Source organism: Marispirochaeta aestuarii, assembly GCF_002087085.1.
GTDB lineage: Bacteria > Spirochaetota > Spirochaetia > JC444 > Marispirochaetaceae > Marispirochaeta > Marispirochaeta aestuarii.
On the sequence record NZ_MWQY01000013.1, the window covers coordinates 52,232 to 74,868 of the forward strand.

Consider the following 22,637-nt stretch of genomic DNA (forward strand, 5'->3'; position numbering starts at 1 on the left):
AGGAGAAAACCCATGGCAAATACAACAAAACCTGCGCGGACACTGCGCAGCACCACTACGACCTTCGGCCGCAGGATGGCGGGGGCCAGAAGCCTGTGGCGGGCAAACGGCATGAAGGAGGAACAGTTCGGTAAGCCGATAATAGGCATTGCCAACTCTTTTACCCAGTTTGTTCCCGGCCATGTGCATCTGCACAGCATAGGACAGCAGGTGAAGGAATGGATCGAGGAGCAGGGCTGTTTCGCGGCGGAGTTCAACACCATCGCCATCGACGACGGTATTGCCATGGGACACGACGGCATGCTCTACAGTCTGCCGTCCCGGGACCTTATCGCCGACAGTGTCGAATACATGGTCAATGCCCACAAGGTGGACGCCCTGGTCTGCATCTCCAACTGCGACAAGATCACCCCGGGCATGCTGATCGCAGCCATGCGCCTGAATATTCCCACAATCTTTGTCTCCGGCGGTCCCATGGAAGCCGGCCGGGTAGGGGAGAACCGCTACGATCTTATAGACGCCATGGTCATGGCCGCCGACTCCAAGGTCGACGACGAGACATTGACCCAGGTGGAACAGAACGCCTGTCCTACCTGCGGTTCCTGTTCAGGCATGTTTACCGCCAACTCCATGAACTGTCTGGCCGAGGCAATCGGACTGGCACTGCCGGGGAACGGCACCATAGTGGCGACCAATGAAAAGCGTATCGATCTTTTCAGGTCAGCGGCGAAACGCATTGTTGAAATGGCCGAGGCCTACTACTTCAAGGGCGATGAATCCGTTCTGCCGCGATCGGTGGCGAATCGCCAGGCCTTCCTGAACGCCATGAGCCTCGATATCGCCATGGGCGGATCTACCAATACCATCCTGCATCTTCTTGCCATCGCCCTGGCCGGGGAGGTCGATTTTACCATCGACGATATAGACAGGCTTTCCCGCAGGGTTCCCTGCCTCTGCAAGGTTGCCCCCAGTTCTTCCTACCACGTGGAAGATGTAAACCGGGCTGGAGGAATCCTCGGCATCATGGCAGAGCTCGACAGAGCCGGTCTACTGGATACCTCCGCAGGACGGGTTGACGGTCTCAGTCTGAAAGAGGCTTTAGCCCTCTACGATGTGAAGGCGTCTACAATCAGCGAAGAGGCCGATTCTGTCTACCGGGCGGCCCCCGGGGGCGGCCGCAATCTGGTTATGGGCAGCCAAAGGGCCCGCTTCAGAGAGCTGGACCTGGACCGGGAGAAAGGGTGTATACGGGATGTTTCCCATGCCTATTACGACGACGGCGGCCTTGCCGTGCTCTACGGAAACATCTGCTCCCGGGGAGGTATTGTCAAAACCGCCGGTGTGGATCCCTCAATATTCCATTTTGAAGGCAGGGCCAGGGTGTTCTATTCCCAGGACCAGGCTGTTGAGGGGATTCTCGAAGGAAAGGTCGAGCCCGGCGACGTGGTCGTAATACTCTACGAAGGCCCAAAGGGCGGACCGGGAATGCAGGAGATGCTCTACCCGACATCCTACCTCAAGTCCATGGGGCTGGGAAAAAGCTGTGCACTGATTACGGACGGCCGTTTTTCCGGGGGGTCCTCGGGACTCTCCATCGGACACGTTTCTCCCGAGGCCGCCGCCGGCGGAGAGATTGCCCTGGTCCGGGAAGGGGATACGATTCTTATCGATATTCCGAACCGTAAGCTGGAACTTGTAATCAGCGATGAGGAAATGAATAACAGGAAGGCGGAAATGGAAGCTAAAGGTCCCGATGCCTATAAGCCGACCGGCCGGGAACGGGAAGTCTCGACAGCGCTGAAGATCTACTCCATATTTGCCTCTTCCGCGGACACGGGTGCGGCCCGAATGCTGCCGGAATAATGGAAGGCAGCTCTAAAAACGTGGTATTTTTACCATAGTCAAGGAGGAAAGATTTTGTAGCGCCCGCAAACTCTTGTGGTAACAAGTGGTGAGGACCGCGGGAAATCTTGACGACGCCGGATATGGGGAAAAGAGTAGTTTTTAGAGGTGTCCTGGAAAAATAGACAGTGTCAGGGCGCGGCTCCTTCCGGGGTCGCGCCTTTTTTTTCTGTTTTACGAACGAGACTCCGGAAAAAAAGCCCCTACAGGGACATCAGGATAACATAGCCCGCAAAAGAGAGAATCGTATAATAGATCAGGAGCTCGCTGAAGAAGGAGATCTCCTCATGGTGATCCTCTTTAATAAACAGGGGAAGTATGAATGGCGGGGGCAGCAGGATGAAGGCGTAAAAAGCCAGCTGAAAAAAATCATCCACCCCCGGAAGTCCCTCCATGAGATGCACAAGGGCTATACCGATAACGAGGACCGCAATCCAGCGGCTTGTCAGAAGTGCCAGGGATTTTGCAAGGGGGATCCTTCTGAAGCTGATTGAATAGCCTATAATGAAAAGAATAAGGGGTGCTATAAGGGCGCTGATCATCTCGAGGCTCTTCAGGAAAGCCCTGCCAGCGATTACGCCGGAAATTTCCGGATAGATGTGAAGCACATTGACAAGGAAGCCCAGGGCAATGGAGATGGTGGTGGGGGTTTTGAAAAAATCTTTCAGTATCCGGGTGATTTCAATCTTTCCGGTTTTTCTGGAGCTGAGGATCGGAACATATACGAACCAGATAAAAATCTCGTGACCGAAGGCGATCATGGCAATGGTGGGCAGTTTCTCCATGCCCCAGATAGCCGTAAAAAGGCCTATTCCGATCATGCCGAACTCAAAACCGGTAAAATAAGCGTTTGTGTACTCCTCGGGAAAAAGTCGGGGCAGGGTTTTATGGAGAATGCCGCCTGTGAGATAGAGGATTCCACAAAAAAGGAAGACCATAAGAAATATCCAGGTCTTTTCTATTCTCATGTCCGCCTGGGCAAAGGCCAGAAACAGGGCACTCGGGAGGGCTATCTTTATGATAATTGTCTTGAGGCCGTCCACGGCCTCTCTGCCGAGAATGGAAAACCTGCGAATGAGTACACCGGTTCCCAGAAGAAGAAAAACAGGAAGAAGACTGACGATCATTTGATTCATGCTGCCTGGTCCTTGTTCAATGAAATACTGAAGATGATGTTATAGTTACCCGAGGCCGTCGGGATATAATTGTAGCTCCCGCCGATCTGGGAGCAGAGGTTTCGTATCAGGATTACCCCCAGCTGTTTTTCAAGTACCTCTTTTGTCGATTCCGTGATTCCGGGACCCGTGTCGAAGACCCTGATTGTGTACGCTGTGTTCCCGGCAGAATCCATCGCCGTGTCAGGTGCAAGTTCAATATTCAATTCTCCGGAGCCGTCGGAAAAGGCGTAGGAATAAAGGAGGCTGATAACTTCGTTGACAATCAGGGCAAGGGGGGTAGCCAGGTCAACCCCGCAAAAAAGCTGATTTTCATTCATCCTGTAGTTGATTCTGACCCCGGGTTTTTTTACGGAGTAGTATGCGTCGGCCGCAATATACCGCAGCAGCTCAGCGATTTGGACCTTCAGCAGAATACCGGAGTGCAGCATCCGTTCGTATACCTGGGCCATTACCTGTATCCTGCGTCCTGTTTCGGAAAAATTGGCTGCTTCAGAGGGCAGCAGGGCGGAGTTTCGTCCCAGGTTAAGAAGACTTGATATAATCTGGAAGTTGTTTTTTACACGATGATGGACCTCTTCCAGAAGAATGCTTTTTTCTTCCACCAGGTTCTCCAGTTCTTTCTCCCGTTCCTCCAGGGTATGGACCGTCTCGATGAGTTTTGCCCGTTCCTCCTTCAGCTCCCGGATATTCTCAAGCAGTTGAGGATAATAGCTCTTTCTTGCCGAGCTTTCACCCAGGCCGATTATCTTGTCCCGTATTTTCTTATTGCTGTTACTCATTTTTGTATTTTTCGGTGGAGGATTTTTTCATAGATTTTTATAAGATCGTCTGTATCCGCATCTTTCGGGTTTGTTACCGTACACGGATCGTTCAGGGCCCGGTAGGCCAGCTTGTTCACCGTTGTCTCATCGATCGCTCCGGCATCGAGGGAGTTCCCCAGGAACAAAAGTTCCCGCAGGTCCTTCAGGGCTTCCTTCAGGACATGAGGGGTGCTTTGCAGCGGTATATCCTCCAATGCCCTGCGGGAAAGAACTGCAGCAACCCGGCGGTACCTTTCCGGTTCAGCGTCAAAATTAAACAGAGATACATGCTCCAGCAGCAGGGAGTTGCAGAGTCCGTGGGGCAGATCGAGCAATCCCCCCAGGGAATGGGCCATGGCATGGACGAGGCCCAGGCTTGCATTGGAAAAGGCGAGTCCCGCAAGAAGACTTCCCATCATGATTCCCGACCGTACCGTACTGTCCCGGGGTTTATTGATAACCCGGGGCAGATACAGGGCGAGGTACTCCATGGCTCTGAGGGCGTGCATATCCGTAACCGGGCTTGAGGCATTGGATACAAACGCCTCCACCGCGTGGGTCAGGGCGTCCATTCCGGTTTCCGCGCTGAGGGCCATGTCCATGGTTTTAGTTGTTTCCGGATCAATCAGACTTATATCGGGGACAACCCCTTTGCTGACGATGGCAATCTTGTTGGAATTTCCGGTATCCAGAATGATAGCGAACTGGGAAACATCCGCCGAGGTACCTGCAGTGGTGGGTATGCAGATAAGGGGAGGCATGGGTACGGGAACATTGTCTACGCCTTCAAAGGAGAGTATGCTCCTGTCATTGGAAACGACGATCCCGATTCCCTTGGCGCAGTCAATGGGACTCCCCCCGCCGACAACCAGTATCATGCTGCAGTCGTTCTGCAGATAGAACTCCGCGCCTTTCATGACCTCGGTATCCCGGGGATTCGGGCTGACGGAGTCATACAGGGCATAGGGTATCCGGTTCTGCCGGAGGAGCGCTGCAATCTCTTCCGTCCAGCCTGCATCTTCCACACCCGGGTCGGACACAAGCAGTACCTTGCCGCCTCCGAAGGTCCGGATATAATCGGGACAGCGTTTTCGGGCGCCGATGCCGAAAATAAACTCCGGGGCTACAAACTTTCTCATTTCCGTCAGGCCGTGATCAACCTGCATTCAGGATATCGCCTTCCTTAAAATATAAGCTTCTGAAACGGGAACTGCAGTTCTAATATAATAATATGATCCGTGGTCGGCCTTTGCAACAGGAAGCAAATCCTTATCCAATAAAACAAAAGCGGTATCCGCCAGAAAGGCTGTGTCCGGGCCTAGGAACTCTATTCTGTCTTCCGCCAGGATCTGGTTTTTAACGTTCAGTTCCCAGGTGCCCGGATGTTCAGGGTGCTGTTTTCCCAAACTCCCGAGAAACATGTAGCGCCGCTGGTAGCTTGTCCGGGTGGGCTCCTCTATATCCGTTTTACTGAAGTAGAAGCCCGTGGAGTACTCCCGGTGGCTTACGTTAAAAAGCTCCTCTCTGTAGGCGGAAAAATCCGGATCAGCCTCTCCCTCCAGACTGTCCAGGGCTTTACGGTAGGCCCTGGTCACGACGGCGGTGTAATAGATCGACTTCATTCTTCCCTCGATCTTGAAGGAATTGATCCCGGAATCTTTCAGCTCTTTCAGGTGGTCGATCATGCAGAGGTCTTTGGAGGAGAGGATCGTGGTAAATCCTTCACCGGTCTCCACCGGGTAGTACTCCCCGGGTCGCTTCGACTCCTCCAGGACCCGGTAGTCCCAGCGGCAGGAGTGGGAGCAGTTTCCTTCGTTGGCACTTCTGCCCGCCATGTAGGCGCTTAAAAAACAGCGTCCCGAGTAGGCGAGACACATGGCACCGTGAACAAAGGCCTCCAGTTCAATCTCCGGAACGGCCCGGCGGATCTCTTCAATGTCGGCGAGGGAGGTTTCCCGTCCTAGGATTATGCGACGGAAGCCCAGATCCCGGTAGACCTTGACGGCCTCTCCGTTTATACAGTTCGCCTGGGTGGACAGATGCAGAGGGGTGTCGGGAAACCGCCGCTGCAGAAGCCGGGCTGCCCCCAGGTCGGAGACGATAAAGGCATCCAGGGGGTACTCTCCCAGATAGTCCAGGTTTTCCTCCAGGGAGCGGATGTCCGAGGGGTGAAAATAGATATTCAAAGCGGCGTAAAGCTTTCGATCTCCCTTGATTCTGCGGATTATTTCGAACTCTTCGTCGTGGAAATTCTCCGCCCTGGCCCGGAGGGAGAAGGCCTTGATTCCGATATAGGCCGCATCGGCTCCATAGCTGTAGGCATAGCTCAGTTTTTCCAGGTTCCCCGCGGGGGCAAGCAGTTCGCTCTTCACGGCAGACGCCGTTCCTGGAAGAAGCTTCGGTGGGCATCGAGGAAATAGAGGAAATTATGCTGAATCCCTTCAAAAAAGAGCTCAGTCATGCGTGCAGCCGGCCGCCCGATATAGCGGTAATGCCAGCTTTCCCAGGCGTATCCGGTCAAATCCTCGTAGCCTTCAGGGTATGAGAGGGAGAAGCCGAAGCGCCAGGCATTCTTTTTCAGCCAGCGGCCTTCGGGGGTTTCCGCAAAAGCGTCGGTAATGGAGCCGAAGTCAACGGTAGTCCCCAGCTGATGCTGACTGGTTCCCGGCCGGGCGGAGATCCTGTCAGCGGCTTCCTGTCCCATCTGGTTCACGTGCCGCTGGTAAACCTGTTTCTGGTAATCATAGGAGCGGTAGCTTGAGGAGTAGACAAGCTTGAGCCCTTCGTTTCGGGCGGCCTGGTCCATGGCCAGGAGATCCGGCATTATTCGTTCCCGGAGGCTCAGGTCCTTTCTGTTCAGTGTAAGGGGGAACTCCGTCAGGGCGACGAGGTCCTCCGGTGTGTAATCCTCCGGAAGGGTATGCTTCTTGTCGGCAATAAGGAAGAGATCCTCCGGTTCCTTCAGGATCTCCCGCATCAAAAGCAGAAACTCCGCGGGGCGGACCATGATTGCCTCAGCGGTCCCCGGATTCGCGTTATCTGCGGCAAAGCGGGCAAGGTCGTCCCGGGACAGGGAGAAGTCCGGAATAAGCGGAAACGGATTCTCCCCGGCCTTTGCGGCTTTGTCCTCCGCCGGCTCTATTGTCTCCTCTCCGATTCCGGGAGAGCATGAGACCAGCACAAGCAGCAGAGCAAGGTTTATAAGGAGCCTCATGGGGTTCCTTTCTTTTTTCCCGACTTTGTGCCTGCTTTGGTCTCCCCGTCGGTGCCGACTCCGGGAAGCAGCAGATCCAGGACCTCTTCCATCCGTTCCACCGGATAGAAGCTAAGGCCCTTGCGGACCTTTTCCGGAATCTCGTCCAGATCCCTCTCGTTGGGTTTGGGGATAATTATCTTCTTAAGCCTGTTCCGCCTGGCGGCTATTACCTTCTCCTTGAGTCCGCCGATGGGAAGCACGTTTCCCACGAGGGAGAGTTCCCCGGTCATGGCGAAGTCGGCTTTGAGCTTCTTCCCGGTTGCCAGGGACATCAGCGCTGCGGTCATGGTAATCCCGGCAGAGGGGCCGTCCTTGGGGGTCGCCCCGGCGGGAATATGCAGATGTATCTGGTTTTTCTCAAAGAAGGACTTGTCCACTTTGTAGCGGCCGGCTATGTGCCGGGAGTAGGTATAGGCAATCCCCGCCGACTCCTGCATTACACTTCCCATCTGACCGGTAATCCGGAAGCCCTCTTTTCCGGGATTCGACACCGCCTCGATAACCAGGATGTCTCCGCCGAAGTTGGTCCAGGCAAGACCCACAGCGGTTCCCGGTACGGCGGCCTGCTTTTTAACGTCTTCCCGGAATATGGGCTTGCTGAGGTACTCCTCCAGGTCCGCTGCGTCAATCTTGACCGGAGGTTCCAGCTCCTTCAGTACCAGCCTGGTCGCGATTTTACGGTGTATCTTGTCCACCGCCTTCTCGTAGTTGCGCATTCCGGCTTCCCGGGCGTAATTGACCGCAATCCCCGAGAGGGCCGCTTTGGTAAAACGGACCTGGCTCTTTTTGAGTCCGTGCCGGGAGAGGGATTTGGGGATTATGTACTTGCTGGCGATGGCGATCTTCTCCTGCTCGATATAGCCCGAGAGACGGATAACCTCCATCCTGTCCAGAAGGGGCCGGGGAATCGTATCCAGGGTATTGGCGGTTACGATAAAGAGCACCGTGGAAATGTCGAAGGGCAGGTCCAGGTAGTTGTCCCGGAAGGAGACATTCTGCTCCGGGTCCAGCACCTCCAGCAGGGCGGAGGAGGGATCTCCCTGGTAGCTGGCTCCCATTTTGTCGATCTCGTCGATCATAAATACGGGGTTCCGGGATTTTACGATCTTGAGGCCCTGAATGATCTTGCCCGGCATGGCACCGACGTAGGTGCGGCGGTGGCCCTTTATCTCCGCCTCGTCCCGCATTCCCCCCACGGAGAAGCGGAAGAACTGCTTGTTCAGCGCCCTGGCAATGGACTTGCCCACGGAGGTCTTGCCCACCCCCGGGGCACCCACCAGGCAGATAATCGAGCCCTTGGTGTCTTTTTTCAGTTTGCGTACCGCCAGAAACTCGATGATCCTTTCCTTGACCTCGTCCAGACCGTAGTGGTCGGCGTCGAGGATTTTCCTGGCCTTTTCCAGTTCAAAATCCTCCGGCTTCGGCTCCTCCCAGGGAAGGGATACAACGGTATCCAGGTAGTTGCGGGTAACGATAAATTCCGAGGCGTTCGGGTCCATAAGAGAGAACTTTTCGAGTTCCCGTTCCACTGTCTCCCGTACTTCCTCCGGCAGAGGAAGGGTATCGATGAGTTCCCTGAAACGCTGGTATTCCCCGCTTTTGGCATCCACGGGCATGCCGAGCTCTTTCTTTATTGCCTTGAGCTCCTCCTTGAGAAAGTACTCCCGCTGGCTTTTTTCGATTTTCTCGTTGATCTGCTGCTGAATCTTCTTCTGAATACTCAGGAGTTCCTGTTCCTTCTTGATGAAGATCAGCACCTGTTCCATCCGTTGCTGAACGTCCAGGGTTTCCAGGATACGCTGCTGGTCCTCACGCTTGATATTCAGGATGGAGGTAATGAAGTCTGCGATCTTGCCGGGATGGTCTATGTTGATCATGTTGAGGCGCACCTCTTCGGAGAAGATGGGATTGTTCTCCGAAAGCTGCTTCATCTCCGTCAGGAGTGCCCGGGAGAGGGCCTTCACCTCGTCGGACTGGTCATTGATGTCGTCCAGATAGTCAACCGCCGCCGATATCGGCTGCTCCTGGGTAATGAATTTCTTTATTTTAAAGCGTTTGAGGGTGGAAATAAATATGTTCATACCACCGTCGGGAAGATTGATACGCTTTACTATCTTGGCCACCGTTCCCACGGAATGCAGTTCGCTTCCCACGGGGCTTTCCGTTTCCGGATCCTTGAGCAGAGCCAGGCCGATGAGCCCGTTGGACTCCATGGATTTATTGACAACCTCCATGTCCTCCTGGCCGGAAATCATCAGGGGAGTAAATATTCCGGGAAATATGGGGCGTCCGTTCAATGGGATTATGAACAGCTTGTTGGGAAGAATCTGGTCCGCCGGTATTATGTTTTTTTCTGCCATGAGAACCTCGTCTGGTGTTTGTTGTTCGCGGGTCTATAAGGTACAAAGATTTATTGAAATCATCAATAGAAAGATGTATTATGACCGGAAATGAGCCGCGCCAGTGTAACAGAAGCCCTGATCCTGCGGGCATCCCGGGTTGGAGAGTATCACAAGCAGCTTCTGTTGCTGACCCCCGACACGGGGCTGGTAAAGGCCCTGGCTTTCGGTGCCTTCAAGGGAAAAAGCCGCCTGGTCAGTGCAAGCGATCCCTACTCCCATGCCAGGATCCACCTGTACCGGAATCCGGTACGGGATCTTCTCAAGATTACCGATATCGAGGTGATCCATACCTACGAAGGTCTGAGAAACGACCTGGAACGCAGCTACGCCGCAGCTCTACTGGCGGAACTCGTCGCAGCCAGCTACGGAGGCGGAGGTCCGGATTACCGCTACCCCTTCGGTCTGCTGCGCCGCTGTCTGATGGTTCTGGAGACCGGGGACGCCAGGGCGGGCCGCCGGACGGTGTTCCAGTTTCTGCTTCGCTTTCTGCTGCACGCCGGCTTTCTGGGATCCCCCGGGGAGTGCGGTCGCTGCGGAGTCGATTTTTCCCCCTCACAGGAGGTTTTCTTCTACAGCCGGGACGGAGAACTCATGTGCGGATCCTGCGCTGTGGAAGGGTCCCTCCCGGTCTCTCCGGGGGTACGGCGTCATATGGAAGGGGCTTCAAAGTTCCCCCTGTCCAGGGCCCTGGAGATCGGGACAGACACATCTCTGGAGCAGGGGCTGGTCCGCCTGCTGCGGGATCTTCTTCAGATTACCCTGAATCTGCAGTTGAAGTCCTTTGAGATCTATTTCGGGTTACCCGTCGTATGATAAAACTGAGGCTGTTTACCGCCCTGGTGCCGGAATCGGAGCTGATTAAGGGTATCATTGCCCTTCAGAAGACCTGCCGGCGAAGCGGCATGGAGAATCTGCGGTATATAGAGACAGAAAACCTGCATGTAACGGTGAATTTCCTGGGGGATACCAGTCCACAGGATCTCAGTGTTCTGCATGAAATCCTGACGGGGGGAGTTTCCGTGCTGAAATCCCCGGCGTTCCGGCCCCATACCCTGGGACTTTTTCCTTCCCCCCGGCGGGCGAGGAGTATCAACCTGCTGCTGGAAGACCCTGAGGGCAGCATGGATGCCATGTTCCGGCATCTCGACGGGACCTTAAGAGGCGCAGGTTTTCCGGGGGAGAGGCGGAGCTTCCGTCCTCACATCAGTTTCGGCCGTTTCCGGAGCCGCCGGGGTGAGCTGATGGAGGAGGATTCGCTGCCCTCTTTGACCGCGGGTATCAGGAGAATTTTCCGGTGCAGTGAGCTTGTTCTGTTCCGTTCGGAACTGGGACCGGGCGGGGCGCGCTACTATCCCGAAGGACGGTACCGCTTCGGGAACCAGACAAATTTGGGAGATTGATAAGGCATGGTTTGGCAGAAATATCCTATAGAGAGCGATACGGTCAGGAAGATTTCCGAGGAGTTCGGAATCGATCTTCTTCTGGCATCCATTCTGGTACGGCGGAACCTGCATCGCAGGGAGGATATAAAGTTTATCCTCGAGGACGACCTCCTCTTTACCCATAACGCCTTTCTTTTTGTCGAAATGGAGGACGCGGTGGACCGGATCCACCAGGCTCTGGAGGAAGGGGAGAAGATCCTTATCTTCGGAGACCGCGACGTGGACGGAATCACCTCCACAGTTCTTCTTACCCAGACAATCCGGGATCTCGGAGGAGATGTGCGCTGGCAGGTTCCCATGGGAGACGATCCCTACGGTCTCAACATGGAGTCGGTGGAAAGGTTCGCCGCCGATGACGGCAGCCTGATCATTACGGTGGACTGCGGCATCTCCAACAAGCAGGAGATAGAGCGTGCCCTGGAACTTGGAATCGAGACCCTGGTGGTCGATCATCACAATCCTCCCGAGGAACTCCCCCCGGCGGTTGCCATTATCAATCCCAAGGTGGAGGACTGCGGTTATCCCTTCCGTGACCTGGCCGGCTGCGGAGTCGCATCCAAGCTGGTCTGGGCACTTCTTTTTTCCCGCTCCCCTTTTTACAACCAGAGTGTCTGTCTTCTGAACGTAAGGCCCGGAAACGACAGCTACTTTATCGAGGCGGTCAAGCTGGTCAACCTGGTGGAGACGGACCGGGTTGTCGAGACCCTGAATCCGGGGATGGTGGGCCTCGCGGATACCCGGCTCTACCGTTTTCTCGAGGGCGAGGAGATCCTGGTTTACGATGCTGGCCCCCAGGAGAAGATGCTCCGGAAGATCTTCGGTCCTGATACGCTCATAGCCCTGATCGATCTTAAGCCGGAGATCGAACAGGTCTTTCCCGCCCTGCGGGGCAGGGGATCGAGTCTGCTGGCCCTGCGGGAGAAAAGCCGGATCGGCAAATACGAGAATTCCCGGCTGGAAGAGATCGACGTTCTCGCGAATCTTTTCCGCAGTTTTGTTCACCGGAAGGTACCCGCCCTGAACGAGGATTTTCCCCGCTGCCTGGACCTTGTGGCCCTGGGGACACTGGCGGATCTTATGCCCCTGGTGGACGAAAACCGCATCCTGGTGCGCCAGGGGCTCAAGGTCCTGAATTCCACGGGCAGAAAAGGCCTGCGGGAACTCCTCTTCCAGAAAAACCTGCTGGGAAAACGGATCGGGACCACCGACATCGCCTGGCAGCTGAGTCCCTCGATTAACGCAACCGGGCGTCTGGGCAGGCCGGATACGGCGGTGAATCTGCTTCTGAGTGACGACGATGCGCAGCTCAAGGAGCTTGCCGAAGAGGTGGACGCCCTGAACCGGGAACGGAAGAAGCTGGGAGAAACGGTATGGTCCAGGATTCTGCCGAAGACCAGAAAGAACCTGGACGAGATGAGCGGCAATATGGTGTTTATCTCCGATTCATCCATCCACCGCGGTATTACCGGAATCATCGCCTCCCGGTTGTCCAACACCATGAAGGTCCCGGCGGTTGTTGTGGCCCACTTTGACGGCAAAGCCGTGGGATCGGTACGTTGCGACCCTCCCTTTAATGTGCGCAGCTTTCTCTCCAACTTTGAAGACCTCTTCTTTGATTACGGCGGGCACGACTGCGCCGGAGGCTTTTCCATGCCGGAGGAGCATTTTGAGAACTTTACCCACCGGGTACGCACCTTTGCCAAGGGAATCGAACCGGTGGAGACCGTGGAAGAGCGCCTTTCCATCGATGCGGAGCTGCCGCCGGCTTATATGAAGCCGGAACTCATCACAGTCCAGGAGAGCTTCGAACCCTACGGCGAGGCAAACCCTCCCCTGGTCTTTCTCGCCCGGGGCATGAAGATTCTGCAGGCCGACCTGATGGGGAAAAAAGAGGTGGTTCACCTGAAACTTCTTCTGGAAGGGGGTGTCCACAAGTGGCCGGCGGTCTACTGGAACGCCGCACCCCGTCTGGGCCGGGATTTTCAGATCGGGGATACCGTGGATGTGGCCTTCCGGCTGGGGAGGAACTATTTCAACAACACCGAGACCCTGCAGCTGACGGTTCTGGATCTTCACAGGCCGGAGGATGTACACCTCGTGGAAGAGAGACCTGCTGAATGAAGCGTCTCCCCGTGTCCGTTGCGCTGCTGCTGGTTCCGCTTCTTCTGCTCTCCGCCTGGGATGTGGATCTCTCCCTGGCGGCCCCCGGAGGGATTGTCAGCGTCGTCTCCCATGAGGGGGATGAGCTTGCCGGAGGAGCTGAACTCCGATACCAGGGACGGACTCTGAGTGCTTCGGAAGCCATAAGCACGGAGGAAAGTTACATCATCCTGCTTCCCATTCCCTGCGATCTTTCGGGATCCCTGATCGAGCTGTATGTAAGGGATGCCGGAGATGCTCTGACGAGTCTGGAGATTCCGATAGCGGTCAGGGAGTTTATCCATGAGGAGATTCCCCTGAGTATCGCCATGTCAGAGCTGCGGCAGAGTGATGATCCCAGAAAAATCGAGGAGTCCCGCCGGATGTGGGAGCTCCTCGGCCGTTTTGATCCGGCAGCTTCTCTTGCAGAGGAGGTACTCATCCTTCCCGTGGGGGAGGCCAGGAAGAGCAGCAGCTACGGTGACCGGAGACTTTTTATCTATACCGACGGAGAAAAAAGCAGGTCCCTGCATTACGGTATCGATTACGCTGTTCCGGTGGGTACCAGCGTTGCAGCAGCGGCGGGGGGGAGGGTTGTACTGGCTGCGGAGCGGATGCTCACCGGATTCTCCATCGTCCTGGAACACGGACCGGGAATCTTCTCAATTTATTATCATCTCGATGCGCTTGCTGTTGAGGAGGGTGAGTTTGTGGAACAGGGGGATATCCTGGGTACCAGCGGTATGACGGGGCTTGCTACGGGCCCGCATCTGCACTGGGAACTGAGAATAAACCGGATCCCCGTGGATCCTCTGCTCTTTACCGCCCGCCCCTTTGTTTCCTCCGGGACGGCATCATCCCTGAACGTGGATACTGATCCGTGAGCTTGACACTCCAAAGCTAATACTATTTAATAAAACGGACGTATGTATTCTTACTGCGAAAGGGGGTGATTTTCTATCGCTAACATTCGAATAGACGAAGGCGAACCCTTGGAAAAGGCAATCAAACGTTTCAAGCGGATGGTTGAAAAAGAGGGCATTATCCGGGAATGGAAGAAACGGGAATATTATGAAAAGCCTTCCACCATTAAAAACCGCAAGAAAAAGGCCATGGAGCGCAAACAGATGAAGAAGCTCCGCAAGATTCAGGCCTCAAAGAACTACTAAACCTAAAGAAAACGCGTAACAGCGTTAACAGGAGGCCTCCCTTTGTGGGGCCTCTTTCTTTTCCCGCCGGGAGTTCCGCTGCAGTTTCGATTGTTTGCGGGATACCTGAAGGCGATTTTCTTGACTCGGGAGGAATTAGATGATAGATCTGTCGACAAACTACTTGGGTATTAATCTGCGAAATCCGATCATCGTTGCGAGTTCAGGTATGACCTCCTCGGCGGAGAAAATCGCCGAATGCGAGAAGGCCGGTGCCGGTGCGGTGGTTATCAAGAGCCTTTTTGAGGAACAGATTAACCTGGAAACCGCTGAAATGATGAAGAGTATGGACTATACGGCCCATACCGATGCCTTTGATTATTTTACCGGCACAAGTAAACACCAGCATATAGACGAATACGTCGAACTCATTGAATCTGCAAAGTCACGGGTTTCCATTCCTGTAATCGGGAGCGTAAACTGTGTCAGCCCGGGAAGCTGGATTGAGTACGCCGGACGCCTCGAGAAGGCGGGAATTGACGCCCTGGAGGTCAACGTCTTTATCATGCCCGCCGACGCGGAACAGGACAGCAGCAGCATTGAAGACCGCTACATAGCCATCCTCCGGGAGATCAAGCGGCATGTCTCTGTCCCTGTGTCCCTCAAGATCGGTCCCCATTTTTCCGGCCTGGCCAATGTAATCAAGCGGTTTGAAAACAACGGTGCCAACGGGGTGGTCCTCTTTAACCGCTTCTACCGTCCCGATGTCGACATAGAGAACATGAAGATCATTCCCGCCAAGGTATACAGCGTCCAGCAGGAGATCTCCCTCTCTCTGCAGTGGATCGCCCTTCTTTCCGGGGAACTCGACATACACTTCGCCGCCGCAACGGGAATCCATGACGGAAAAGGGGTTATCAAACAGCTCCTGGCGGGTGCCCGGGCTACCCAGCTCTGTTCCACCCTGTACCGGAACGGCATAAGCCACATTCAGCGAATCCTCGTGGAGGTCGAAGAGTGGATGAACCGTCACAATTTCAGGACGATTGACGAGTTCCGGGGAAAACTGAGCCGTGAAAACGTCAGGAATCCGGAAATATTCGAACGATCCCAGTACATCAAGGCCCTTGTAGGTATCAGCTGAGGGGAAGGGTATGGAAGAGGAGGAAATCCTCGATCTCGTGGACGAAAATGACCGGGTAATAGGCCAGGCCCGGCGCAGTCTTTGTCACGGGAACCCGGACTATCTGCATCGGGCGGTCCATCTGATTGTCATGAACCCGGAAAGGGAAATCTATCTCCAGCGCAGGAATCCGGATAAACAGGTCCAGCCGGATAAATGGGATACCTCCGTCGGCGGACACATTCCTTCCGGAGAAGATTATGTGGATGCCGTGTTCCGTGAAGCCGACGAGGAGCTCGGTTTACGGGATTTTGTTCCCTGTTTTATGTATCGCTACATAATGCATAATGATTTTGAGTCGGAATACGTGGGGACCTTCGTATGTGTATGCGACAGTGCATTGCGGCCCAATCCCGACGAAATTTGTGACGGACGGTTCTGGAAGGAGTCTGAGATCAGGAAATCTCTGGGCACCAGGCTATTCACTCCCAACTTTGAAGATGAATATCACCGTTTTATTCTGTGGCGCCGGAATAATCCCCGGCGTTACCGGGCCCTTTTTTCCCCGGACAGGACACACTGCAAGGAGATAGTGTAATGGAGCAGGCAGATGAGTTTAAGGATATCAGGCCCTATCGGGACGACGAAATAAGGGAGGTCCTGTTACGAATAGCCAGGCACCCCTGGATTGCCGAACTGGTACGGCGCTACCGCTTTCCCTATATCAGTAAAAGGGTGTTTCCCCTTGTCCGTCCGCTGGTCAGCTGGGGGCTCTCTTCAAAGGTGAAGCAGGTCAGATCTGTGGACCAGTTCCAGCGTGAGTTTATCGTCAAGCTGGTTCTGGACACTATCCGCAGAAAATCCACCGACGGCATCAGTGCTGACGGTCTCGATGCTCTCAACCGGGACACCTCCTATCTGTTTATCAGCAACCACCGGGACATAACCCTTGATCCCGCCTATATAAACTACTTCCTGGCCCTCCATGATCTGAATATAACCGAGATAGCTTTCGGTGATAATCTGATGATTAACGATCTGGTAGCGGACCTGATCCGAGTCAACCGATCCTTTATCGTACACCGCGGATTGTCTCCCCGGGAGCAGCTGGCTTCATCCATCAGGCTTTCCCGCTATATCGACTCCCGTATACAGGAGGGGCAGTCAATCTGGATAGCCCAGCGGGAGGGCAGGGCCAAAGACGGGGATGACCGTACGAATCCGGCGGTCATCAAGATGCTCTACCTGGCTCACCGGAAGAGTGATGTTGACTATACGGAAATGGTCCGGCGTTATTGCATAGTACCGGTGGCGGTCTCCTACGAATTCGATCCCTGCGACCGGATGAAAGCCTGGGAGATCTACCGCAAGGAGAACAAAGGCACCCACTCCAAGGGAAAATTTGAAGACCTGGCCAGCATGTACGCCGGAATACAGGGCTACAAGGGGCGTATCCATTATCAGTACTGCGAACCTCTGACCGGTGAGTATTCTTCGGAAAAAGAGGTGGCCGAAGCCATCGACAGGGCAATACACAGAGGCTACCGGCTCTGGCCGAATAATTATATCGGGTATGACCTTCTCCACGGCGGATCAAAGTATCTGGACAGGTACAGCCAGGAGGAGCTCGAAACCTTTAATGCCCGTTTCCGGCGCCTTCCCCCCCAGGTGCGGACAAAGGCCTGGGCCGCCTACGCAAAACCGGTTGAAAACCGGGAGGCTCTTGATTAAGAATGATGAGAGACTCTCTTGTTCTCAAATCCCTGGAGCGTACGGGGTCCCGGCACGGCCGGGAGATAGTATTAAGCTTCACTGCTTCGATTCCCGGAGAGATGCCCGGAGAATGGATCCATCTGCCTTCGCTGAACCGGGTACGTCTGAAACCCGTAAAGGGCAGGGATGCCGACGCATCGACGGCCCGGATCAAAGGCCTGGGCAGGGACGCACTGCAGAGGGGAGATCGTTTTATCCCTCTGAATTCCCCCGGGGTCTCTTCTAAGCGATTCTTCGGGTATCTTGACTTCCGGCCCCGTCTGCCCCTATCCGGAGAGTTTGAACGGCAGCGCGAAAAGGTCCGGTTTCGAGTCAGTGCCGCCCCGGAAAAGGGAGCGGGGATTGTCCTCCTTGAGTTTCTGCGTCCCCTGGACCTTGTGGCGGGGGAGTCTGTCAATCTCGGAGAGGGGAGATTTACCCCCCTGACTGTGCACTGTTACCGGAAAATCAGCCGGGATACCATACCCTTCAAGGCTCAGGGCTGGATGCCGAAGAGCGGAGCAGAAGTCCCCGAAGGAACCCTGAAGAGCGCCGAAACCTTTGGGGACTTTCTCTTTTTTTCTCCCTGGCTGGAATGGGTTCGGGGTGAATTGCAGGCAGAGTCCCGAAAGGAGGGGGGACTCGAAACCGGCAGAATCAGTTCTCTCCTGGGCCTTCCCCCTTACATGATTCCCGACTTATTGTCCCTCCTTGCCCGGAAGAACTGGTTTTATCCCCGGAAGGGTATTCTGCTCGATGCAGGATGGGACTATTCATCCTCACTCTCGCCCATGTCCCGGGGGATTCTGGGGCAGCTGAGGAGCGAGGGATTTTTAATGGAAAAGATCGCCGGATCTCCCCGTCACCAGGCACTGCAACTGCTGGTAAGGACCGGTCTTGCGGTGGAAATAGAAGCAGGGCTCTTTATGGAGTCGAAGTATCAGACCGAGGTGTATCAGAAGGTTGCGGAAATCAGGTCACAGGATCCGGATACAGGTCTGTCTGAAATCGCCCGACGCACGGGACTGAAAAAACGTCTGCTTATTTCCCTGTTACAGTACGGAGATGAAAAGGAGTGAAACAACGGCAGCTGTCTGGTCTTGTTGTGTCGGGGCTGCTTGCCCTGATCCTGGGGGCCTGTACTGCCGCCCCGCCGCGTATAGAAGGGGTATCCTGGGAGGTCTTTCGCATCCTTTCCCCCGATTCCGGATCGGTGCGTGAAGAGCTTTCCCTGTTTATCCGGGCGGAGGATGACGACGGAAGGGCGGATCTGGAAGAGCTCTACCTGCTTCATCCGGAGAGCCGCCTCTATTGGCGCCTTTTTCCTGAAACATGGGAGGAACGTACCCGGGGAAACACAACCTGGACAGGTTCATCAGGTTTTTCGGGAGTCGAAGGGGTTCCCCGGGGGGAATATCTGCTTGTCCTTCTTGACCGTGCAGGGGAACGCACAGAGGAGAGGATATTCATCGACCTGCCGCCTTTCAGCGCTTCCGCCGCTGATGAGGAGTATCCGCGACTGGTCCGGCAGGGACCGGTCTTTCTGATTGATTCATCCGAATCCGAACCCTGTTATATTCTCGGTCAGGATACCGAAGGCAGGGTGCTGGTCTCCGCAGAAACAGTGCAGGGAAGCTTCGATCCCCGGGAATACACGCAGAACGAGGCGGGAACCAATCTTGAGTGGTATGTTTTTGTCTCCGATTCCCGCGGCTGGTATAGGGGCAGCGGTCCTTACTGATTTCTCTTCCGGAGCAGGAGGTTCATGATCTTGTTGCTCCAGGAGGTACCGAAGGTTTCGGCATAGTTCCTGGCAGCCTCCTCCATGGAGAAATCCTCACCGTACTTTTCCTTCAACTCATGCCAGTGCTTGATAATCCACATATACAGGTCCGAGGGGGTTCGTCCCGGAAAGCGCTTGTGAAGTTTGTCTCTTTTAATTACCTGAATGATAGGCCTGTAGAGGTTCCGGTACCAGGACCGGCCTGCTTCCACGAAGGGTATCTCTTCTTTCTTGTCAAGATTCATAAAATACTTATGCCCTTGAATGTGGCGAAGCAGTTCGTAAATCCGCCCGGTCTCGGTAAAGGAGAGTTCGTGGGGACTTATTATTCTCCCCAGTTCACTTTTTGAGAAGACGTCCTGCTTTTCATAATCGATAATCGCTTTTTTGAGGTCCTGGATAGTCATCTTCGGATTGAGGCTTATCTCCGTAGTCAGACTGGTAACCTCGGCATCGATGGCATAGACTCCCTGATGCCGGGCAACCGAAACCCGGTGATTGCCGTCTCTGACAAAATAGACTCCTCCTATCTCGTAGAGCTTGATGGGGGGGAGGATTATATCGCTTATGTGGGCCCGGTCAATGCTCTGCCAGCGGTTTCTGACATGTTCATGCCGGGGCAGAAAGGCTTTATTGAAATCCTTGTAGCGCCCTTCGCTCCCTATTATTCTGTCCAGGGGGACCGTTTTCATTCCCTGGTAGGACTCTCCCTTGGGGTGCAGCAGGTCGCGTACGTCCTGCAGCGAGAGCAGTTCCTGTCGCTCCGGGCTAAGATAGTTGAGAATCATACCCAGGGTTGCCTTTCCCCGGGCCTTGTTGAAATCTTCCTCTGCTTTTTGGGCTATATAGTGCTTCACTCCAGTTCCTCGATATCCAGCAGCACGTGGTCATAGGCGTTGATCACGCGGGTTCGCTTATACATGGTCTCCCGTTGGGCATTGAGATCGTAAAGATGAACATGCCCGTGGATAAGAAACCTGGGTTTAAATATATCCATAAAGAGCCGAAAAAACTGGAAACCCCGGTGGCAGGGATCCTCCTTGTCGTGAATATTTCTGGGAGGCGCATGGGTCAGCAGAATATCCAGGAACCTTCCGTAGCGCAGACGGTTCCAGAGAAGTCTTGGCAAAAGGCGGAGAGCGTACAGGAACATGCCGATTTCGGTAAACTGGTTGTCCCCCCGGTTATACCGCATACTCCCCCCCAGTCCGGCGATCAGAATCCCCTTTATCTTTACCATTTTCCCTCCCACGTAGGTGGCCCCGTAGGAATGATAGTGATGAAAAGCCTCGGGATTCAGGCTGTAGACGTTGCGGAATTCGCTGCGATAGTCCTTTATTCTTTCCAGATTATGGTTTCCAAAGACAAAGCAGAGGGGAACATTCAGAGAAGAGACGATAAACCCATAGTATTCAAGATGGAGATCCCCCGCTGCCAGGACCAGGTGAACATCCGAGAAACGATCCTTGATGCTGTTTGAATAGACCAGGGGATCCACATGGTCTGCAACGCAGAGGACCTTCATACAGGGGGCCTCAGCGTTTGACCGCGGCACCGGGCATCTCTATACCCTTGAGGAGCTCCTGAAGCTTGTCCTTGTCCACGAGGTCGATGGGCCGGGACTCAACAAAATCCATTGCGACCCGGGAAAAGTTGGAGCTGGATACCAGTATGCCCCGCTGTACGGAATACTTTTTCATTAATTCATGAAAATTCCTGACCGTGGATTCGGGAATCATTTCCGGAATCCGCAGAAAATGGAGCAGTCGGGGAAGTTTTCTGGTATTTCTCCAGCGGGTATCGTCATCCACGGCGATAATCTGGCAACCGTTGGGGATATCCGAAAGGTCCCGGACACGGAGTCCAAGCTGCCCGCAGGTGGCCTTGCACATCTCCTGGAACTCCTGGGATCCCGCTGTCAGGTAATCCTTGAGCCTGTCATCGGTCCGCAGGTCCTGATACTGGCTCAGTTTTTCAGCGACATCCCGGAACTGGGGTTTTTTCGAGTAGATCTTTTCCCACTGTTCCACGGCCATGTCGATTTCTCTCATCTTCTCGTAACAGAGAGCCAGAAAGTAGCGGCCGTAGATAGTCTCCATGGCCGATTCATCCCTGGACAGCTTTATCCCCCGCTCCAGTTCGGTAACCGCTTTTTCAAAGTTGTTCATGCTCATGTAGCAGCCGCCCCGTTCGATGAGGGCTTTGACCTTCATATCCGGGTCGCGCTGTGCCCTCTCAAAGGCGTGAAGGGCGGAGACATAGTCGTGATTGTCCTTCAGAAGGCGTCCGAGATAAAAATAGGCGGTATAGTTTTCGGGTTTGAATTTGATTGCAGTTTCAAGCTCGACCTTCGCTTCAACGGGCTTTTTGTTGCGATAGAGCAGATAGCCCAGCCGGTAATGGGCATTGGAGTGCCTGGGCGCGACCTCTATGGTTTTTCGGTAGAATCCGATGGCCTTATCGGACTTGTTCCGTTCCTCAAAGAGCAGGGCGGACTGGTAGTAGTAATCGGCCTCCATCGGTTCAAGGCGCATCAGGAGCAGATACTCCTTCAAGGCCTCCTCGATCTGGCCGTAACGGGCGTAGAGCCTGGCAATACTGTTGCGAAAGTCAACCTCCGGACAGGCCCCCCCGAACTTGCCTATCTGGTTGACGGTCTTCAGCTCCATCAGCGCCAGCTCAGGCTTGTTGTCTCCCAGATAACTCAGCCCCAGAAGGTAGTGGGCTTCACTATTTCGGGGCTCTTTTGCTATAATTTGACGCGCCATGCGTATTGCGGCTGCATACTTACCCTGCCGGTGGTATTCCACCAGAGTGGCAACCCGTTTAGGGGCGATGACGGTTTTTATGAGAAAAAAGGTAATAACCCCTATAGCTGTTCCGAAAATGATGATAAGTGCGATTATTGCCGGCATGTAAGGTTACTCCAATAAGGTGAAGAGTAATCGGTTTTTGCCTGCATGTCAAATCGAAGGAGGTGCTGTTATTACCCTTCAAAAGTGGAAAACAGTAATGCTTCTGTTTTTTCTGCTCACCGCGGGTCTCCCCGGGCAGGAGAACAAGGGCCTGCGCACCCGTGCCGATGAGCTTCTACGGGAAAACAGACCGGCGGAGGCCCTGCCTCTCTACATTTCCGCCAAAGAGCAGAATCCCAGGGATCCTGATATATACCGAAACCTGGGCTATGTTTATGAGCTGCTGGGGGATTATGAGAATGCGGTAAAAACCTACCAGCAGGGATCAACGGTGGCAACCCTGGACAAGGACATTTTCTACAATGCCATGGGACGCTGCCTGTTCAGGCTGGAACGCTTTGGTGAGGCGGAGGCCCAGTACGACAAGGCCCTGGATTATAACCCCTCCAATTATGCCGTTTATGTCAACCGGGCCAATGTCAGGGTTGAATTACGGGAGTATCAGAAAGCGATAAACGACTATTCCAGTTATCTCTCTCTTGAGAGAAGCCCGCAGCAGGAGACGGAAATCCGCAGGATGCTGGGGCTGCTGCAGGAGATCCTGGAAGAGGAGAAGGCCCGAATCGCCGCGGAAGATGCGAAGCGCAGGGAAGAGGAAGCCCGGCAGAAGGCACTCCTCGATTCGGTACTGAGCTCCCTGGACGATGTAGGTGAGGAGACCCAGTCCCTGAGCGCCGGTACCGAGGGCATTGAGGAACCGGATGTTATTATCGAACTTGTTGAGTGATCAGGTGTGA

Annotated in this window: 21 protein-coding genes; 12 read left to right on the forward strand and 9 right to left on the reverse strand. The window is 54.5% G+C overall.

Annotated features, from left to right (window positions below):
- Positions 1-12 precede the first annotated feature (12 nt).
- On the forward strand, positions 13-1,863 hold the full coding sequence (gene ilvD, locus B4O97_RS12525) for a dihydroxy-acid dehydratase (protein WP_083051287.1): 1,851 nt from the start codon (positions 13-15) through the stop codon (positions 1,861-1,863).
- 242 nt (positions 1,864-2,105) lie between these two features.
- Here ilvD and B4O97_RS12530 read toward each other — a convergent pair whose 3' ends face one another.
- The 6 genes from B4O97_RS12530 to lon are packed head-to-tail and all read right to left on the reverse strand — an operon-like array spanning position 2,106 to position 9,496.
- Positions 2,106-3,038 carry an AEC family transporter gene (locus B4O97_RS12530; RefSeq protein ID WP_083051288.1) on the reverse strand — a complete coding sequence of 311 codons (933 nt, stop codon included), beginning with the start codon at positions 3,036-3,038 and terminating at the stop codon, positions 2,106-2,108.
- On the reverse strand, positions 3,035-3,859 hold the full coding sequence (locus B4O97_RS12535; RefSeq protein ID WP_083051290.1) for a sensor histidine kinase: 825 nt from the start codon (positions 3,857-3,859) through the stop codon (positions 3,035-3,037). The genes B4O97_RS12530 and B4O97_RS12535 overlap by 4 nt, the downstream gene beginning before the upstream one ends.
- Positions 3,856-5,046, reverse strand: coding sequence for an alcohol dehydrogenase-like regulatory protein ErcA (ercA, locus tag B4O97_RS12540; RefSeq protein WP_083051291.1), 1,191 nt, complete (start codon positions 5,044-5,046; stop codon positions 3,856-3,858). The genes B4O97_RS12535 and ercA overlap by 4 nt, the downstream gene beginning before the upstream one ends.
- Positions 5,047-6,252, reverse strand: coding sequence for a U32 family peptidase C-terminal domain-containing protein (locus B4O97_RS12545; protein WP_083051293.1), 1,206 nt, complete (start codon positions 6,250-6,252; stop codon positions 5,047-5,049).
- Positions 6,249-7,094: a M15 family metallopeptidase gene (locus B4O97_RS12550; RefSeq protein WP_083051295.1), complete on the reverse strand. Its 846-nt coding sequence runs from the start codon at positions 7,092-7,094 to the stop codon at positions 6,249-6,251. Before B4O97_RS12550 ends, B4O97_RS12545 begins: the two co-directional genes overlap by 4 nt.
- Entirely contained in the window at positions 7,091-9,496 is a 2,406-nt protein-coding gene (lon, locus tag B4O97_RS12555) for an endopeptidase La (protein WP_083051296.1), read from the reverse strand. Before lon ends, B4O97_RS12550 begins: the two co-directional genes overlap by 4 nt.
- Before the next feature lie 90 nt (positions 9,497-9,586).
- Between lon and recO the strand changes: the two genes are divergently transcribed.
- The 10 genes from recO to B4O97_RS12605 all read left to right on the forward strand — a co-directional run bounded on the left by recO (position 9,587) and on the right by B4O97_RS12605 (position 18,883).
- The gene (gene recO / locus B4O97_RS12560) at positions 9,587-10,351 is read left to right on the forward strand and encodes a DNA repair protein RecO (protein ID WP_083051298.1); all 765 of its coding nucleotides are present in this window, start codon (positions 9,587-9,589) and stop codon (positions 10,349-10,351) included.
- Entirely contained in the window at positions 10,348-10,938 is a 591-nt protein-coding gene (gene thpR, locus B4O97_RS12565; protein ID WP_083051300.1) for an RNA 2',3'-cyclic phosphodiesterase, read from the forward strand. Before recO ends, thpR begins: the two co-directional genes overlap by 4 nt.
- A gap of 6 nt (positions 10,939-10,944) precedes the next feature.
- On the forward strand, positions 10,945-13,101 hold the full coding sequence (gene recJ / locus B4O97_RS12570; RefSeq protein WP_083051301.1) for a single-stranded-DNA-specific exonuclease RecJ: 2,157 nt from the start codon (positions 10,945-10,947) through the stop codon (positions 13,099-13,101).
- Positions 13,098-14,003, forward strand: a complete 906-nt coding sequence (locus tag B4O97_RS12575; RefSeq protein WP_083051303.1) for a M23 family metallopeptidase — start codon at positions 13,098-13,100, stop codon at positions 14,001-14,003. Before recJ ends, B4O97_RS12575 begins: the two co-directional genes overlap by 4 nt.
- Before the next feature lie 75 nt (positions 14,004-14,078).
- Positions 14,079-14,288: a 30S ribosomal protein S21 gene (gene rpsU, locus B4O97_RS12580; protein ID WP_083051304.1), complete on the forward strand. Its 210-nt coding sequence runs from the start codon at positions 14,079-14,081 to the stop codon at positions 14,286-14,288.
- 139 nt (positions 14,289-14,427) lie between these two features.
- Complete coding sequence (locus B4O97_RS12585) at positions 14,428-15,411, forward strand: dihydroorotate dehydrogenase-like protein (protein ID WP_083051306.1); 984 nt, start codon at positions 14,428-14,430, stop codon at positions 15,409-15,411.
- A 10-nt stretch (positions 15,412-15,421) separates the two neighbouring features.
- The gene (locus tag B4O97_RS12590; protein ID WP_083051307.1) at positions 15,422-15,988 is read left to right on the forward strand and encodes an NUDIX hydrolase; all 567 of its coding nucleotides are present in this window, start codon (positions 15,422-15,424) and stop codon (positions 15,986-15,988) included.
- Complete coding sequence (locus B4O97_RS12595) at positions 15,988-17,121, forward strand: 1-acyl-sn-glycerol-3-phosphate acyltransferase (protein ID WP_083051309.1); 1,134 nt, start codon at positions 15,988-15,990, stop codon at positions 17,119-17,121. The genes B4O97_RS12590 and B4O97_RS12595 overlap by 1 nt, the downstream gene beginning before the upstream one ends.
- Before the next feature lie 2 nt (positions 17,122-17,123).
- Positions 17,124-18,221, forward strand: coding sequence for a hypothetical protein (locus B4O97_RS12600; RefSeq protein WP_083051311.1), 1,098 nt, complete (start codon positions 17,124-17,126; stop codon positions 18,219-18,221).
- Positions 18,218-18,883, forward strand: a complete 666-nt coding sequence (locus B4O97_RS12605) for a hypothetical protein (protein ID WP_143305682.1) — start codon at positions 18,218-18,220, stop codon at positions 18,881-18,883. The genes B4O97_RS12600 and B4O97_RS12605 overlap by 4 nt, the downstream gene beginning before the upstream one ends.
- On the opposite strand, the gene B4O97_RS12610 is transcribed toward B4O97_RS12605, so the two are convergent.
- Genes B4O97_RS12610 through B4O97_RS12620 form a run of 3 tightly spaced genes read right to left on the reverse strand, consistent with a single transcriptional unit; the run spans position 18,877 to position 21,840 of the window.
- Positions 18,877-19,782: a DUF4032 domain-containing protein gene (locus tag B4O97_RS12610; RefSeq protein WP_083051314.1), complete on the reverse strand. Its 906-nt coding sequence runs from the start codon at positions 19,780-19,782 to the stop codon at positions 18,877-18,879. The two genes, B4O97_RS12605 and B4O97_RS12610, sit on opposite strands and share 7 nt — an antisense overlap.
- Positions 19,779-20,450, reverse strand: coding sequence for a metallophosphoesterase (locus B4O97_RS12615; protein WP_198947078.1), 672 nt, complete (start codon positions 20,448-20,450; stop codon positions 19,779-19,781). Before B4O97_RS12615 ends, B4O97_RS12610 begins: the two co-directional genes overlap by 4 nt.
- Positions 20,451-20,460: 10 nt before the next feature.
- Complete coding sequence (locus B4O97_RS12620; protein ID WP_083051318.1) at positions 20,461-21,840, reverse strand: tetratricopeptide repeat protein; 1,380 nt, start codon at positions 21,838-21,840, stop codon at positions 20,461-20,463.
- Positions 21,841-21,937: 97 nt separating this feature from the next.
- Here B4O97_RS12620 and B4O97_RS12625 point away from each other — a divergent pair, with 97 nt between their 5' ends.
- Positions 21,938-22,627: a tetratricopeptide repeat protein gene (locus tag B4O97_RS12625; RefSeq protein WP_083051319.1), complete on the forward strand. Its 690-nt coding sequence runs from the start codon at positions 21,938-21,940 to the stop codon at positions 22,625-22,627.
- Positions 22,628-22,637: the final 10 nt, after the last annotated feature.

Coding starts and splice junctions, on each gene's coding strand:
- B4O97_RS12615 (WP_198947078.1), bottom strand. CDS start 20,450: ATGAAGGTCCTCTGCGTTGCAGACCATGTGGATCCCCTGGTCTATTCA.
- B4O97_RS12590 (WP_083051307.1), top strand. CDS start 15,422: ATGGAAGAGGAGGAAATCCTCGATCTCGTGGACGAAAATGACCGGGTA.
- ilvD (WP_083051287.1), top strand. CDS start 13: ATGGCAAATACAACAAAACCTGCGCGGACACTGCGCAGCACCACTACG.
- B4O97_RS12620 (WP_083051318.1), bottom strand. CDS start 21,840: ATGCCGGCAATAATCGCACTTATCATCATTTTCGGAACAGCTATAGGG.
- B4O97_RS12600 (WP_083051311.1), top strand. CDS start 17,124: ATGATGAGAGACTCTCTTGTTCTCAAATCCCTGGAGCGTACGGGGTCC.
- thpR (WP_083051300.1), top strand. CDS start 10,348: ATGATAAAACTGAGGCTGTTTACCGCCCTGGTGCCGGAATCGGAGCTG.
- B4O97_RS12575 (WP_083051303.1), top strand. CDS start 13,098: ATGAAGCGTCTCCCCGTGTCCGTTGCGCTGCTGCTGGTTCCGCTTCTT.
- lon (WP_083051296.1), bottom strand. CDS start 9,496: ATGGCAGAAAAAAACATAATACCGGCGGACCAGATTCTTCCCAACAAG.
- B4O97_RS12535 (WP_083051290.1), bottom strand. CDS start 3,859: ATGAGTAACAGCAATAAGAAAATACGGGACAAGATAATCGGCCTGGGT.
- B4O97_RS12595 (WP_083051309.1), top strand. CDS start 15,988: ATGGAGCAGGCAGATGAGTTTAAGGATATCAGGCCCTATCGGGACGAC.
- ercA (WP_083051291.1), bottom strand. CDS start 5,046: ATGCAGGTTGATCACGGCCTGACGGAAATGAGAAAGTTTGTAGCCCCG.
- recJ (WP_083051301.1), top strand. CDS start 10,945: ATGGTTTGGCAGAAATATCCTATAGAGAGCGATACGGTCAGGAAGATT.
- B4O97_RS12585 (WP_083051306.1), top strand. CDS start 14,428: ATGATAGATCTGTCGACAAACTACTTGGGTATTAATCTGCGAAATCCG.
- B4O97_RS12550 (WP_083051295.1), bottom strand. CDS start 7,094: ATGAGGCTCCTTATAAACCTTGCTCTGCTGCTTGTGCTGGTCTCATGC.
- recO (WP_083051298.1), top strand. CDS start 9,587: ATGAGCCGCGCCAGTGTAACAGAAGCCCTGATCCTGCGGGCATCCCGG.
- B4O97_RS12625 (WP_083051319.1), top strand. CDS start 21,938: ATGCTTCTGTTTTTTCTGCTCACCGCGGGTCTCCCCGGGCAGGAGAAC.
- B4O97_RS12530 (WP_083051288.1), bottom strand. CDS start 3,038: ATGAATCAAATGATCGTCAGTCTTCTTCCTGTTTTTCTTCTTCTGGGA.